Genomic DNA, 13,638 nt, shown 5'->3' with positions numbered 1-13,638 from the left:
AAAAGAGTGGTTTTTTATTGCATGATTTATCGTGATCTAAAAGAAGTTAAATATAAATCTATTTACAATTAAATTTATATTAATCAGAATTTTATTTGACAGGTTCTATCTTCTTCTGTAGCTTTACTTTTTGAGTGGGATATGGATATGAACTTCCAAACAATACTTTTATCTTTCAAAAATCAATCTACTGGTACAGACGCATTTAAAGCTTTAAAAATGCTTGTGAATAGTCTCTTAAAGAATCTCAAGATACAAAAGAAAAAGTAGCAGTTTACCTAATTTATGGTTTCGCACGTAGTTATGTAATCTTATATGAAGATGAAGCTGTAACGACCGAATTTGCTCATACCTCTAAAACTCAACTCATCGCTTATATGGAAAGTCTTAATGAGGCTTTATTAAGTCAAGATGATAGCGCTATTTTGACTGCCTTAAATCAAGTAAGCGATGACTATATAAAAAGCTCTCGCGTCTTCTAGAAAAAAATTAACACGTCCTTAAATAAAAAACACTTCTTTAGTTTGGGCTAAAGAAGTATTTATTTTTATATATTAATGGGACTTTTTCTTACCGCCACCATCTTGTTTATTGACGGTAGACCATGCAATTCGTTCGGCTTCTTCTTGAGAATGGCCTCTATCTACTTCACTCTCAACAATATGTTTGGCCTGACGTTTTTGCTTGGCTGTATAAGCAGTTTTATCACCACGAGGCATAATTTCATCCTCCATATCTATGAACAAGATACTTAATATTTAAACATGTTGAAAATTTAAACCAGTTAAGTAATGTCTCCCAATGTGTATTAAGTGCTTAGAAATTTTACTCAAATGTGAATTTAAAAAGGTAATACCTGATTGTAATATGATAAATTTCATAGAATTAAATCGTGAAATTGTTAAAGATAGATCACAAAAAGTACTCAGTAACGAACATTTTTTCTTTTTTCCTAAAAATTGTTTTATTTTATTAAAGTTGAAAATTATGTTTAATTATTTAAAATCAAATATTTATTAATTTTATATGGAACCTTGTTTTTAACAGGAACAAAGTTATTATCGACCTTAATCATTGTTGTAGGTTAATATTTCTCAAGAATTAAAAAAACGACTGATGCGTAAACAAACCTGCGTGTGTGAGTCGTTTTTTTTCATGTATGCTGTCCTTAGTTCAAGAGTTGATTTGAAATGCACTGTGATATTTATAGATCGAGCAAAAAAGATGAAATGTACATGTATATTGCTCGTCCAAACTATCCTGACAATGCGGAGCAAGCTGATCCGTTTGAAAATGTTCCTGAAGCTGTTTTACAAGCGTTTGGTCGTGCAACGTTTGTCATGCATTTAGAGTTAGCTCCAACACGTAAATTGGCGCGTGTTAATGTTTTACATGTTTTAGACTCATTACAAACAAAAGGTTTCTTTATTCAGATGCCGCCAGAAGGGTTAATTAACCCGAATGCAGTTGAACCAGAGGGCTTACGTGGTGCATGAAGATCAAACTGGAATAATGAATCAATTATTTTCTTTTTTGGATGTTATTCCTGAAGGTGTTATTGCTTTAGCAGCTTATGGAATAGGCGCTATTATTGCTTTGTGGTGTTGGTGGCGATTAATGCGCCGTCTTCCTACTACTTTGGGTGCAATTAGCTGGCTGATTGTATTTGCTATTTTAGTTACACCAACAGTATCTGAAGGACCGAATGCATCTGTAGCACCTGCTATTTTTGGACTCCTTTTTGGTGTTTTAACTAAAGACAGTCCGTTAATTTGGTCAAATTTATCTTTAATTCTGTTTGTAGTTGGTCTAGGTTTGGTGATTGGATATTGTTGGTCAAAATATTCAACAAACAAAAACATGCGTTCCATCTAACCATTGAAATAGAAAAATAAGGTCTTTACATGTCTGCTGATACCCAACATTTTACCGGTACAGATCAATATATTGCGACTGATAGTCTTAAGCTTGCTGTAAAAGCAGCTCGTGCTTTGCAAAAGCCTTTACTGATTAAGGGTGAACCAGGCACGGGTAAAACTTTACTTGCTGAACAAGTAGCACAAAGTTTGGGTTTAAAACTGATTACTTGGCATATCAAATCTACAACTAAAGCGCAGCAAGGGTTGTATGAATATGATGCAGTTTCTCGTTTAAGAGACAGCCAGTTAGGCGATGACCGAGTTTACGATATTAAGAACTACATTAAACCCGGTAAACTGTGGGAAGCTTTCACCAGTGAAGAGCGTTGCGTATTATTAATTGATGAAATTGATAAGGCCGATATTGAGTTTCCAAATGACTTATTGCATGAACTCGATAAAATGTCTTTTTATGTTTATGAAACGAATGAAACAATTACGGCAACGCAACGCCCAATTGTAATTATTACTTCAAATAATGAAAAAGAATTACCAGATGCTTTCTTGCGCCGTTGCTTCTTCCACTATATTGAGTTTCCAGATGAAGCCACAATGCGAGAAATCATTGCGGTTCATTTCCCAAATATCTCTGCAACATTGGTAAACGAAGCTTTACAAGTTTTCTTTAAACTACGTGAAATTCCTAATTTAAAGAAACCACCATCAACCTCTGAGTTGATTGATTGGTTAAGCTTACTCATGGCAGATGATATGCCTGAAGATGTATTACGTAATCGAGATACATCTAAAGCTATTCCACCTTTATATGGTGCTCTCATCAAAAACGAGCAAGATGTACAACTTCTCGAACGCTTGGCTTTCATGTCGCGACGTTAAAGGAGGGAATAACCCATGTTTGTGCGGTTATTTTACACCTTACGTAAATATGGTGTTCCAGTTACCACGCGTGAACTCATTGACTTAAATCGTGCAGTGAGTGAAGGCTTGGTTTTTGCTGACCAAGATGAGTTCTATCAACTTGCTAAAACTATTTTAGTTAAAGATGAGCGCTTTTTTGATAAGTTTGACCGTGCTATGAAAGATTACTTTGATGGCATTGAAACTTTTGATATCGATGAGTTGCTTAAACAAGTTCATAAATTACCAAAAGACTGGTTCGATTTAGAACTTCTCGAAAAACATTTAACTCCAGAGCAAAGAGCTGAACTCCAAAAAGCGGGTTCTTTAGAAGAACTAATGAAAATGCTGGAAGAGCGTTTACGCGAGCAGCATAAGAAACACCAAGGTGGTAACCGTATGGTTGGCACAGGTGGAACTTCACCTTTTGGTGCTTTTGGTGACCATCCAGAAGGTGTGCGAATTGGTGGACCGGGCCGTAAACGTTCGGCAGTTAAAGTCTGGGAACAGCGGAAATATCAAAATTTAGATGATGATCAAGTTCTTGGTACTCGCCAGATGCAAATTGCTTTACGACGTTTACGCAAATTTGCTCGCCAAGGTGCAGCTGAAGAGTTAGATGTTGACGGAACTATTCGTGAAACAGCCAAACAAGGTATTTTGGATGTTCAGATGGTACCTGAGCGTAGAAACCGAATAAAAGTGCTGATGTTGTTCGATGTGGGCGGTTCGATGGATGCTCATATTGCTCAATGCGAAAAACTCTTTAGTGCTGCTAAAAGTGAGTTTAAGACACTCGAATACTTTTATTTTCATAACTGTCTTTATGACTATGTTTGGAAAGATAACTACCGAAGAACAGCAACGCGCATGAATACGTGGGATCTGTTCCATACTTACGGACGCGACTATCGTGTAATTGTGGTGGGTGATGCCAGTATGGCACCGTATGAGTTGAAATCGGTAGGTGGCTCGGTTGAATATATGAATGATGAAGCAGGTGAAGTTTGGTTGCGTCGCCTACGTCAGCATTTTGATAAAACAGCATGGTTGAACCCTGAAACAGAAGGGTATTGGCATTACACTCAAACAATTGGTTGGATTAAAGAGATTTTTGAAAACCATATGTATCCAATGACCCTAAAAGGCATTGAGGATTTGACGCGTTACCTTTCTCGATAGGCTTGATAAGTTTAATAATTTAAAAAAGAGGGATGATATGCAACATCAAATTAATGGTATTGCTTTACCAAATGAACAGGGATTTTTTGGTGAGTATGGAGGTCAATTTATTCCTCCACATTTAAAAGAAGCAATGGATGAAATTAATGTTGCTTATGAAGAAATTCGCCATACACCTGAATTTCAAAATGAATTATCGGACCTCTTTTCGAATTATGTAGGTCGTCCAAGTCCTTTATTTCATGCAAAACGTCTTTCTGATCAGTTAGGCGGTGCGCAAATTTATTTAAAACGTGAAGACTTAAATCATACGGGTGCTCATAAGATCAATCACTGTTTAGGTGAGGCTCTACTTGCTAAATATATGGGTAAAAAGAAAGTCATTGCTGAGACTGGTGCAGGACAGCATGGTGTCGCTCTAGCAACAGCTTGTGCTTTAGTTGGTATTCCATGTGAAATTCACATGGGTCAAGTAGATATTGAAAAAGAGCATCCAAATGTCGTTAAAATGAAAATTTTGGGCGCTCATTTAGTTTCAGTAACACGTGGTACAGCAACCTTAAAAGATGCAGTTGATAGTGCTTTTGAAGAATATTTAAAAGATCCTAAAAACTTTATTTATGCGATAGGTTCTGTGGTTGGTCCACATCCATTTCCAAAAATGGTTCGAGATTTTCAATCGATTATTGGCAATGAAATTAAAGAGCAGACACATCATCGTTTTGGGAAAAATCCGGATTATGTTGTCGCATGTGTTGGTGGCGGTTCAAATGCAATCGGTGCGTTTACAGCATTTTTAAATGATTCGGATGTGAAGTTGGTTGGGGTTGAACCAGCAGGACATGGTTTAGAAACTCACATGCATTCGGCAACTTTAACTTTAGGTAAGCCAAGCCAAATTCATGGTATGGCGTGTTACGTGCTTGAAAATGAAGCTGGTGAACCATTGCCAGTGCATTCTATTGCTTCAGGATTGGACTATCCGGGTGTTGGGCCACAGCATAGTTTCTTAAAAGATTTAGGTCGTGTGGAATATAACACTGCAACTGACCAAGAATGTTTGGATGCTTTTATGACCTTATCGCGTGTTGAGGGAATTGTTCCTGCGCTTGAAAGCTCACATGCTGTGGCTTGGGCAATGCGTGAAGCACCAAAGCTGCCGAAAGAAACCATGATTGTGGTTAATCTTTCTGGCCGTGGAGATAAAGATTCGGATTATGTGGCAGAAAAGCTTAAGCTTTAAACCGACTAAACACAAAAAGCGGTCGAACTTCAAAGACCGCTTTTTATTTCATAGACTAAATCTATCCTTTCTTAAAAGTTCATTATTTCTTAATTAAAACAAAGTATTCTGATTTCAAGCTGTGATTGTTAGAGATAGGTGTGTAAAACACTGCTTCACAAGGCAAAGCGTTGCGTTGCTTTGTCTCACTCAGTAGAATAGTCACTTTGCAAAATTTGCCTTTGGAGACGCCTAAGTGGAGCGACCGACGATTAGCCCTGAACATTTACAGGAAGCTGCTGAAAATTTATCTACAATTCGAGATTTTATTCGTTTTGGGGTATCAGCATTACGTCAACATGATGCACATTTAGGACAAGGTACTGAAGATTATTTTGCAGAAAGTTCTGCATTAGTTTTACAAACCTTATCTCTTGAATGGTCAGCAGACTCAGAGATTTTAGATGCTAAGCTTTTGCCAAGTGAAAAAGCAGAATTCTTAAGTTTGTTAGAACGTCGTATTAATGACCGTATTCCGACTTCATATTTATTAAATTTAGCTTACTTCTTTAATAAGCCATTTTATGTGGACGAGCGTGTACTTATTCCGCGTTCACCAATTGCAGAATTAATTGAACAACGTTTTGCACCATATTGCTTGGATGAAAATGGTCAAATGCGTGAAGCACTTAACAACCTGCCAGAAAATGCAAAACCTAAAACTCCACAACGTATTTTAGATATGTGTACAGGTTCTGGTTGTATTGCTGTAGCTTTAGCTTATGCATATCCAGATGCTGAAGTAGATGCAACGGACATCTCGAAAGAAGCTTTAGAAGTAGCATCGATTAATGTTGAACACCATAATAAACAATATCAAGTTGCTTTACTTGAATCAGACCTATTTGCCAAAATTCCAGCTGAAAACCAGTATGATTTGATTGTAAGTAACCCTCCATATGTTGATGCTGAAGACATGGCTGACTTACCGGAAGAGTTTTTACATGAACCTGAGCTTGCATTGGCAGCAGGCCAAGATGGTTTAGATCTTGTGCGTAAAATGCTTGCTCAAGCCGCAGATTACTTAACTGAAGATGGTTTAATTGTAATTGAAGTGGGTAACTCTGAATGGGCTATGCGCCAAAACTTCAATACCATTGATTTCAACTGGCTTACTTTCCAAAAAGGTGGTTCTGGCATTTTTGCTTTAACTGCAGAACAATGTCGTCGTTATAGAAAACTATTTGAACAGCAACAAGCATAAGGAGTTGTACATATGGCAGGGAACAGTATTGGACAACTCTTTCGTGTAACGACATGTGGTGAGTCTCATGGTGTTGGTTTGATGGCAATTGTTGATGGTGTGCCTCCAGGTATTGCATTAACCGAAGAAGATCTACAAAAAGATCTAGACCGTCGTAAACCAGGTACATCAAAATTTGCGACACAACGCAAAGAGCCTGATCAGGTTGAAATTATTTCAGGTGTATTTGAGGGAAAGACTACCGGCACATCAATCGGTTTACTCATTCGTAATACTGACCAAAAATCGAAAGATTATGGCAATATTGCGCAAACTTTTAGACCCGGTCACGCAGATTATACCTATACACAAAAGTACGGTTTCCGTGATTACCGTGGTGGCGGACGTTCAAGTGCTCGTGAAACTGCTATGCGTGTTGCAGCTGGTGCAATTGCAAAGAAATATTTAGCAGAAAAGTTTGGTGTATTGATTCGCGGTCATGTCACACAAATTGGTAATGAAGTTGCTCAAAAACTGGATTGGGATGAAGTCCCAAATAATCCATTTTTTTGTGGTGACGTAGATGCTGTTCCTCGTTTTGAAGCATTGGTTACATCTTTACGTGAACAAGGTACAAGCTGCGGGGCTAAGCTAGAAATTTTAGCTGAGAAAGTTCCTGTAGGTTGGGGGGAACCTGTTTTTGACCGCCTAGATGCTGACATTGCACATGCGATGATGAGCATTAATGCAGTTAAAGGTGTTGAAATTGGTGATGGTTTTGCTGTAGCGGGTCAGTTTGGTCACGAAACACGTGATGAGCTAACTAGTCATGGTTTCTTAGCAAATCATGCGGGTGGTATTTTAGGTGGTATTTCAAGTGGTCAGACGATTCGAGTCGCCATTGCATTAAAACCTACTGCAAGCATTACAACACCAGGTAAAACGATTAATTTAAATCGTGAAGATACTGATGTGTTAACTAAAGGCCGTCATGATCCGTGTGTAGGTGTTCGAGCAACTCCAATTGCTGAAGCAATGTTAGCAATTGTCTTAATGGATCATTTTTTACGTCATCGTGCTCAAAATGCAGATGTTGTTCCTCCATTTGCTCCGATTGAACCCTAGTCATAATTTATGACTATAGTAAATAAAGCCCCAAATTTAAGTTAAATATGGGGCTTTAATTTTTTATTAGATTATGATCTATTAAATTTTAAATTATTTTCTTGTCTTATAATCTCTATATAAATATAATACCGGCGATTTATTTTTGAATATATTTATCTTTTGGACTTGAAAATTAAAGCTTTATTAATTTACTTAGTACATCAGATATCTATATTATTTCTTAAAACTGATTTTAGTAAAATTAGTTTTATATGACTTTTTACATTTTAAATTTTATTACTTTAACAAATACTTTTTAAAGTCATCATTGAAATTGGGGAAATATCAATGAATCAATGTACATATAGAATTGGCTGTATGTCAAAAGATAAGCTATTGCCTAAAAATTTACAGGCAATGATAAGAGTTATTTATGACTTATCCTTGTCATCTGAGCTATCTGGAAACTGGATATATAGTGATAATGATCCAGATATACATATTATTGATTTAGACAGTGGCTATACTAATGTTATTATTCCTAAAAAAATTAAAATTGTATTGAGTAATAACCCGGACCTTTTAAAAGGTTATCAATATGGGTTAAAGAGACCATTAAGATATCAGGAGCTTTTAAAAATTTTATTAGAAATTGAAAATAATGAATATTTCCAGAAGACTTACCAAGAGCGCATAGTTAATCATAAAAATATAGCTTATAGAAATTCTTCTGAAACAAAAATTTTATATAAACTCGTTTGTTATCCAAACTTTAAAAATATTCATGCCGAGCAGATTGTTAACGTAACTAGAGTTTGTAATTTATTATCTATTGAATCAAAAACAGCACAAGAAATTAAGAGGTTCTTAAACTTATCTGTAGATGAGATACAAAGAACAATAGAGATTATTAAAAAAGAAGCTTATCCAAACTATGAAACGATACATGAAAATGTTGTTTCCATACTACCATTTAAAACTGAAGCAACCTCAGTTAGACAAAAAAAGATAGGCCAAAATCTATTATTTTATTTTATAAATAAATTGTGGAGAAAGTTAAAAAGATAACTCTAATAAATTGTAATGCTTTTATATTAGCAAATATATTTGTTAATTTATTTAAAAAAATTTCAGTGTTTAAAGGTAAAGTGTTTTGTGAATCTAGATAAATTTATAATTTGATTCATTGCTTTTATGAAATTTATTTTAGGCTTTAAATTGAAGATAAATTAAAAAAGAATTCGATTATTGGCTCTAAATTATATTTTAGCTTTTACCATGGATGGAAAAGCTAATTATAGATTGCTTGTCATATTAATTTGAAAGGAGCTATAAAAAAAGAAGACAAACGAGTAGTATTACAAAGTAATTTAACTTTAAGTTAAATCTACAATTTGTTCTTCGTTTACAGCAATTTTATATTGATTACGTCCATTAGTTTTTGCTTTATATAAAGCATGATCAGCTCGTGCAACAAAAGCGGAAATTGAATCATTTAGACGGGGAGTTGTGGTCGCGACACCTACGCTAATAGTGACATGTGGTGAAACATCACTACATGGATGCTTAATCGCAATCTTTTTAATCGCACTCATTAAGCGCTCGACTTGTATCAAAGCTTGCTGAGCATTCGTCATAGGGAATAGTAATAAAAACTCTTCACCACCATAACGAGCAACTAAATCGCCACTACGAGCAGCAATAGAAGAAATAGCAATTGCGATTTCTTTTAAGCATTCATCACCTTTGAGATGTCCTAGCGTATCATTGTATGCTTTAAAATAATCGATATCGACCATCATAATGGTGAGTGGTGTTTCATGTCGTAATGCACGGCGCCATTCATTATCAAGAGTTTCATCTAGATAACGTCGGTTAGCTAAACCCGTGAGCGCATCTTGCTGTGAAAGTAAGGATAACTGCTGTGCTTGTTGCATAAGCTCAATACGATTCAGCTCAATCATACAGTTTTGTAGATAATTTTCTCGATGTTGACGATCAGTTGCGTAGGCAAGGGTCATCCCTAAAAAACTACTGAAAGTATAAGTACGGTTTAAAAAGGTCCAGTCAATCACGCCATTCAAGTAGTTACTTACTAAAATTCCAACCAATCCGCCCATCCATCCAGCAAATATGGCGGTATAGAAACGCATACCTACTGCACCGTAAATAATGACGATTGCATACATCATTGCAGCATGAAAAAGGACATTATCTTGTCCATTTTCAATAACGTTAATTAAAATAAAAGTAATTGCTACTGCTAAAGCTGAACCAATCCCTACATAATAATCAAAATACTGATTTAATTTTTTAATAAATGATAAAATCCAAGCAATAAGAACAATTACACCTACCCAAGAATAATAACTAAACCAGGGTAAAACTTGCTCAGTTGGTAAAACTTGGTATATACCAAAGCTTAAAAATATATATAATATTAAAATAATAGGTGCCCTATAGCGAAACTCATAGGCAGCACCGTTTTGGTATTGAAAACGATAAATCGTTTCAAGCTGTTTTGGAAACCATACGAAATTTAATCCTCGTGTGGTTAATAAATCTATTTGTTCTTGTCCCAATATATTGGAACCTTGCAACTTCATAATTAATGCTCTCTATATTGGAAGTTGTCATAAAATGAGACTTATTTTAAGTAAAGTTCCATCTAAAAATATTGATTATATAATGTGTGGTTTATTCAAAATAATAATACAGTTTTTTTAAAAAAGTAATGATTTTTATCAGTGTTAAATGTGATAAAAATCACGACATTTCAATGATTAGCGTAATGATTATCTAAAGCTCTTCAATCCATCGAAAAAAGTTACAAATGGTCGATTAACGATTGTATCTTTATCATTTTCGGATAGACTTATAGCGTGAAACACAGATGATTGCTGTCATATAAATAGGAAAATTAGCAATGACTGCTCTAAATCAATATGGAATGAATTTAGAAATTACACCGCATAATGAATGGTCACAACGGTTCTGGGACGACCTGTTACCAGCGAAAGAACGGGTGAGCAAACATCCATTTTTTACGGAAATGGCCAATGGGGGATTGAGCCTAGATAGTTTTCGTTATGCTTTACTTAATTTCTATCCATTAGTTGCCCACTTCCCGTCCTATATGGCTGGAGCACTGGGGAAAGCGACTGGGTTTTCTGAACCGGGAGTTACAGAAGCACGAGATTGGTTAATCCAAAATATTAAGGTAGAAGAGCGACACTTAAAATGGTATCGAGATTGGGCTGGAGGTTTTGGCTTAACAGTTGAAGAACTTGACCATGTACGTCCACCAGTTGCTATGAACGCGGTAAACCATTTTCTATGGAATATGAGTCATCGAGGGAATTTGGCAGAATGTCTGGCTGCAACAAATTTGGCGATTGAATGGGCAACTGGAGATTGGTCTATTCAGGTGTATAAAGGGATTCATACTTATACTGATCATCCTGAAGTAACGATTGATAAGCGTTCTTTAGCTTGGTTACGTGCACATGCACATTATGATGATCTTCATCCATATGAAGCCATGGAACTGATTAAGCGCTTATGCAATGATCGTCCTGACTGGCAGCAAAAAGCATTTCATGCTGCTGAAGAAGGGCTGAGGTATTATGAGTTAGCTTTAGACGATTGCTATAAGGTACAGCTTAAAGCCTCTGCTTGATCTTATCTTAAAAAAGGGAGGATATCGTATGGATATTCTCCCTTTTATTTTATTCGAGCAACTTTAAGAGTTTAGTTCGATAAGGTGTTTCTTCGGGTAATAATTCAAGTAAACGTTCCACAGCATCTACACGGTCTGGTACACGACTGACTACTCGCAATAATTGATCAATATCTTCAATTTGATAAATCACATGGCTCAAACGAGCGTCAAAACAATCTCTCCATGCGCATAAAAAAGGACTTTCTGATTTGGCCAAGAAACTTCCTCTATAAAGTGTAAGCGTAGTTGATGTAAAACCTAGGTTTAATGCTTGTTCAGCCATTAAAAAATCACATTGAATTTCGCAGTTAAGTCTATATGGTCGTGACTCGATAACATCAGGTATTAAGTTTCTGAGTTGAGAAAGTTCTGCTTTTAAGGTGGTGGTACTTACAGGCCGATCACCATATAAAGCATAGTGAAGTTCTTCAAGATTAATCCCTTCGGGACAAAGGGTTAGAATGCACAGAATTTCAATTTGGCGTTGAGTCAATGTAAGGCTGTGTTGGTTATATTGAACTTTAGGAGTGCCGAAGGCTTTAATATATAAGATATTTTTCTGATGAAGCTGAATTGCTTGCTTAACAATGTCAGCACAACGCTCTACTGCTAAAACTCCAAGTGAATTATGCTTTTGATATTTGGTCGATAAATTCATAATTCCATAAAACTGACCTGTATTCGCATCTGTAATCGGTGCTGCATAACAGACCCAATCTCTGACACTATTCATCTGGTTTTCGTGTGAGTAAACACAGCTTGCAGAATGTGTATTTAGTGCTAAACCAATCGCATTTTGACCTACTGCCTGAGTAGACCACTGACCACCCTCAACAAAGTGTACTTGCTCAGCCGATGAGCGCATAGGGTGACTACTCCATGTCCAAAGTAGAGTGCCATGTGGGTCGGTCACCCCAATGGCCATATCGGCATCTTCGGCAATATGCATTAAGTTGCGGTGGCATTCATGAATCGAACGACCAAATAATGAATGTTCCCATTCCTCACCCAGATCAAATAAAGGTGCTGCTTCAAGGTCAAGTGACGGCTTTTTCCCTAATTGTGTAGAATGAGATGAGGACTTTGGCCGAAATAAGGACGGAGTAGTGTCTATTAAAGGCGATGATAATTGTTCTGACATATCCATATCGAAATTCCTTTATCATTGAAATGGCGTATCCGTAGCCGCTCAACAGTTATAACTTTCTTATTGTGACTATTTCCTAGTTATCTCCTTACCTTAAATAATTTTATAAGTCTTGACCATTATCCTATTGGATAAGTTTTGTTAATTGCCTAATCATTAAGATAAGACATCTTGTCGGCTGAAAGGCTTTGGCACTTCTTCTCCGAAATATTGTCGATCAGCAAAATAGCTAGAACGAACCATAGGTGCACTCCAAATATTTTTAAAACCTAATCGCTTACCGTGTCGGGTATATCGTTCAAATTCTTGTAAATTTACAAACCGATGAATAGGCGCATGTGATTTTGAAGGCTGAAGATATTGACCAATCGTGACAAGATCGACTTGATAGTCTTTTAAATCGTTGAGTAGAGCAAGCACTTCAGCCTCTATTTCTCCTAATCCAACCATCAGGCCAGACTTGGTTTTGATATCGGGACAATATGCTTTAAAGCGTTTAAGTAACTCAAGCGAATGTTGATAATCTGAACCGGGGCGCATCGCTTTATATAAACGAGGAACCGTCTCAATATTATGGTTAAACACATCTGGAGGAGATAAGCTTAGAGTTGAAAGGGCTGTCTCTAAACGACCGCGAAAATCTGGTACTAAAATCTCAATCAATGTTTCTGGACAATGTTTTCTAATTTCTTCAATACACTTTACAAAATGTGCAGCACCACCATCATGTAGATCGTCGCGGTCTACAGAGGTAATCACGACATATTTTAAGTTTAGATTTGCGACTGTTTCTGCCAAATGCTTAGGTTCATCTTCATCTAGCGGTTTTGGACGACCATGGGCGACATCACAAAATGGGCAGCGACGAGTACAGATATCGCCCATAATCATAAATGTTGCCGTACCTCCACCAAAACATTCCGGCAAATTTGGACACGCCGCTTCTTCGCAAACACTGTGTAACTTCTGTTGGCGTAGCAAATTTTTTATGCGTTTAATTTCTTCAAAATCGGTTATTTTGGCTCTAATCCAATCCGGTTTAGTCGGTAACTCTTCTGTAGGTAAAATTTTAATCGGAATGCGAGCAACTTTATCCGCTCCTCTTAATTTAATACCAGTTTCTACTTGTCTTTTAAAATCCATATTAACAATTCCATTTTATATTAAATAATTTTTAACTAGACTCTATATAATAAAAATCCTTATAACTTAAATAGAGGGTATGGATTTTATTAATGA

General features: G+C 36.3%; 13 protein-coding genes and 1 pseudogene. 10 read left to right on the top strand and 4 right to left on the bottom strand.

The window, feature by feature from the left end; all coding sequences use genetic code 11:
* Window positions 1-147: 147 nt before the first annotated feature.
* A pseudogene (locus tag KTJ10_RS00835) lies at window positions 148-482 on the top strand (hypothetical protein).
* 72 nt (window positions 483-554) lie between these two features.
* On the opposite strand, the gene KTJ10_RS00830 reads toward KTJ10_RS00835, so the two are convergent.
* Complete coding sequence (locus KTJ10_RS00830; RefSeq protein ID WP_002113596.1) at window positions 555-719, bottom strand: hypothetical protein; 165 nt, start codon at window positions 717-719, stop codon at window positions 555-557.
* Between the two features lie 471 nt (window positions 720-1,190).
* On the opposite strand from KTJ10_RS00830, the gene KTJ10_RS00825 reads away from it, so the two are divergent.
* From KTJ10_RS00825 to KTJ10_RS00790, 8 genes are all read left to right on the top strand, one after another.
* Window positions 1,191-1,496, top strand: coding sequence for a YcgL domain-containing protein (locus KTJ10_RS00825; RefSeq protein ID WP_032062314.1), 306 nt, complete (start codon window positions 1,191-1,193; stop codon window positions 1,494-1,496).
* The gene (locus KTJ10_RS00820; protein WP_032062312.1) at window positions 1,489-1,875 is read left to right on the top strand and encodes a hypothetical protein; all 387 of its coding nucleotides are present in this window, start codon (window positions 1,489-1,491) and stop codon (window positions 1,873-1,875) included. Before KTJ10_RS00825 ends, KTJ10_RS00820 begins: the two co-directional genes overlap by 8 nt.
* A 29-nt stretch (window positions 1,876-1,904) precedes the next feature.
* A complete protein-coding gene (locus KTJ10_RS00815) occupies window positions 1,905-2,756 on the top strand; it encodes an AAA family ATPase (protein ID WP_002113662.1) in 852 nt (283 codons plus the stop codon).
* Between the two features lie 15 nt (window positions 2,757-2,771).
* Window positions 2,772-3,959 (top strand): vWA domain-containing protein, encoded by a 1,188-nt coding sequence (locus KTJ10_RS00810; protein WP_130172708.1) that lies wholly within the window; start codon window positions 2,772-2,774, stop codon window positions 3,957-3,959.
* A 37-nt stretch (window positions 3,960-3,996) separates the two neighbouring features.
* On the top strand, window positions 3,997-5,202 hold the full coding sequence (trpB, locus tag KTJ10_RS00805) for a tryptophan synthase subunit beta (RefSeq protein WP_262441119.1): 1,206 nt from the start codon (window positions 3,997-3,999) through the stop codon (window positions 5,200-5,202).
* Window positions 5,203-5,437: 235 nt separating this feature from the next.
* The gene (gene prmB / locus KTJ10_RS00800; RefSeq protein WP_002113580.1) at window positions 5,438-6,445 is read left to right on the top strand and encodes a 50S ribosomal protein L3 N(5)-glutamine methyltransferase; all 1,008 of its coding nucleotides are present in this window, start codon (window positions 5,438-5,440) and stop codon (window positions 6,443-6,445) included.
* Between the two features lie 12 nt (window positions 6,446-6,457).
* On the top strand, window positions 6,458-7,549 hold the full coding sequence (gene aroC / locus KTJ10_RS00795; RefSeq protein WP_262441118.1) for a chorismate synthase: 1,092 nt from the start codon (window positions 6,458-6,460) through the stop codon (window positions 7,547-7,549).
* A gap of 330 nt (window positions 7,550-7,879) precedes the next feature.
* Window positions 7,880-8,599 carry a hypothetical protein gene (locus tag KTJ10_RS00790; RefSeq protein WP_262441117.1) on the top strand — a complete coding sequence of 240 codons (720 nt, stop codon included), beginning with the start codon at window positions 7,880-7,882 and terminating at the stop codon, window positions 8,597-8,599.
* Window positions 8,600-8,907: 308 nt separating this feature from the next.
* On the opposite strand, the gene KTJ10_RS00785 is transcribed toward KTJ10_RS00790, so the two are convergent.
* Window positions 8,908-10,137, bottom strand: a complete 1,230-nt coding sequence (locus KTJ10_RS00785; RefSeq protein ID WP_086264619.1) for a GGDEF domain-containing protein — start codon at window positions 10,135-10,137, stop codon at window positions 8,908-8,910.
* A gap of 320 nt (window positions 10,138-10,457) precedes the next feature.
* Between KTJ10_RS00785 and KTJ10_RS00780 the strand changes: the two genes are divergently transcribed.
* Window positions 10,458-11,210 carry a TenA family transcriptional regulator gene (locus KTJ10_RS00780; protein WP_151283167.1) on the top strand — a complete coding sequence of 251 codons (753 nt, stop codon included), beginning with the start codon at window positions 10,458-10,460 and terminating at the stop codon, window positions 11,208-11,210.
* Between the two features lie 49 nt (window positions 11,211-11,259).
* Here KTJ10_RS00780 and KTJ10_RS00775 read toward each other — a convergent pair whose 3' ends face one another.
* Window positions 11,260-12,399 (bottom strand): transcriptional regulator, encoded by a 1,140-nt coding sequence (locus KTJ10_RS00775; protein ID WP_262441116.1) that lies wholly within the window; start codon window positions 12,397-12,399, stop codon window positions 11,260-11,262.
* A gap of 156 nt (window positions 12,400-12,555) precedes the next feature.
* Complete coding sequence (gene lipA, locus KTJ10_RS00770; protein ID WP_262441115.1) at window positions 12,556-13,542, bottom strand: lipoyl synthase; 987 nt, start codon at window positions 13,540-13,542, stop codon at window positions 12,556-12,558.
* Window positions 13,543-13,638 lie beyond the last annotated feature (96 nt).

Origin of the sequence: Acinetobacter sp. WU_MDCI_Abxc222 (assembly GCF_025514755.1) — a bacterium.
Lineage (GTDB): Bacteria > Pseudomonadota > Gammaproteobacteria > Pseudomonadales > Moraxellaceae > Acinetobacter > Acinetobacter geminorum.
This window is presented reverse-complemented; position numbering and strand designations above follow the sequence as displayed.

What these genes read in the sequence shown, in the direction of transcription:
- KTJ10_RS00830 (WP_002113596.1), bottom strand. Translation starts at nt 719, where the DNA reads ATGCCTCGTGGTGATAAAACTGCTTATACAGCCAAGCAAAAACGTCAG.
- KTJ10_RS00825 (WP_032062314.1), top strand. Translation starts at nt 1,191, where the DNA reads ATGCACTGTGATATTTATAGATCGAGCAAAAAAGATGAAATGTACATG.
- KTJ10_RS00815 (WP_002113662.1), top strand. Translation starts at nt 1,905, where the DNA reads ATGTCTGCTGATACCCAACATTTTACCGGTACAGATCAATATATTGCG.
- KTJ10_RS00810 (WP_130172708.1), top strand. Translation starts at nt 2,772, where the DNA reads ATGTTTGTGCGGTTATTTTACACCTTACGTAAATATGGTGTTCCAGTT.
- trpB (WP_262441119.1), top strand. Translation starts at nt 3,997, where the DNA reads ATGCAACATCAAATTAATGGTATTGCTTTACCAAATGAACAGGGATTT.
- aroC (WP_262441118.1), top strand. Translation starts at nt 6,458, where the DNA reads ATGGCAGGGAACAGTATTGGACAACTCTTTCGTGTAACGACATGTGGT.
- KTJ10_RS00790 (WP_262441117.1), top strand. Translation starts at nt 7,880, where the DNA reads ATGAATCAATGTACATATAGAATTGGCTGTATGTCAAAAGATAAGCTA.
- KTJ10_RS00785 (WP_086264619.1), bottom strand. Translation starts at nt 10,137, where the DNA reads ATGAAGTTGCAAGGTTCCAATATATTGGGACAAGAACAAATAGATTTA.
- KTJ10_RS00780 (WP_151283167.1), top strand. Translation starts at nt 10,458, where the DNA reads ATGACTGCTCTAAATCAATATGGAATGAATTTAGAAATTACACCGCAT.
- KTJ10_RS00775 (WP_262441116.1), bottom strand. Translation starts at nt 12,399, where the DNA reads ATGGATATGTCAGAACAATTATCATCGCCTTTAATAGACACTACTCCG.
- lipA (WP_262441115.1), bottom strand. Translation starts at nt 13,542, where the DNA reads ATGGATTTTAAAAGACAAGTAGAAACTGGTATTAAATTAAGAGGAGCG.